We start from the raw sequence: 602 nt of genomic DNA, 5'->3' as shown, positions 1-602 counted from the left end.
GGGTAGGCCTGTGGAGCCGGCGGGGGCGGTGGGGCGGACTGGGACCACTGGGCTTCCAGGCGGGTCAGCGACTCCAGCTCGCCGTAGTCGAGAAAGATCCCGCGGCAGCCGCTGCACTGCTCGATCTGGACACCGTTGCGGTTGTACGTGTGCATCGGCGCACGGCACTTCGGACACTGCATGGTGGTTCAACTCCTCGCCGGTCGGTCCTGCTTCGTGTGTCGCCAGGACAGACTCTGTCCGGCTGTGGTCGGTTGCACCCTACTTCGCGTACTCCTGCACCAACTGCGGCGGGACGGTGGCCATTCGGTCACAGGCGTCCACGACCGACTGCTCCACCTCGTCGAGAGGGCGACCGGCCGCGACCGCCTTGGTGACGGCCCGGGCCGCGGTCTGCACGGTGAGGGCGCGGGCGGGGACGTCCAGGGCGGGCCAGGGATCGCCGTCGACCGGGACGGCAGGGCCGCCCTCGGCGCGGTAGGCGGCGAGGAACCGGGCCCATTCGCCGGATGGAAGCAGTCCGCAGGCGTACCAGGCGGCGGGGCGGGCCAGATCCCAGGCGGGGACGCCGACGCCGAGGTCGTCCACGTCGATCAGCAGCC

The 602-nt window shown here is 71.4% G+C and carries 1 protein-coding gene and 1 pseudogene; both read right to left on the bottom strand.

Annotation, left to right across the window (positions count from 1 at the left end; genetic code table 11):
* Positions 1-182, bottom strand: a 182-nt coding sequence (locus CA983_RS44840) for a TFIIB-type zinc ribbon-containing protein (protein ID WP_086606206.1), incomplete at its 3' end; no start/stop codon positions are given.
* Between the two features lie 79 nt (positions 183-261).
* Positions 262-602, bottom strand: a pseudogene (locus CA983_RS44835) (aminoglycoside phosphotransferase family protein); the annotation flags it as partial.

Source organism: Streptomyces swartbergensis (assembly GCF_002148965.1).
GTDB classification, from domain to species: domain Bacteria; phylum Actinomycetota; class Actinomycetes; order Streptomycetales; family Streptomycetaceae; genus Streptomyces; species Streptomyces swartbergensis.
This window is presented reverse-complemented; position numbering and strand designations above follow the sequence as displayed.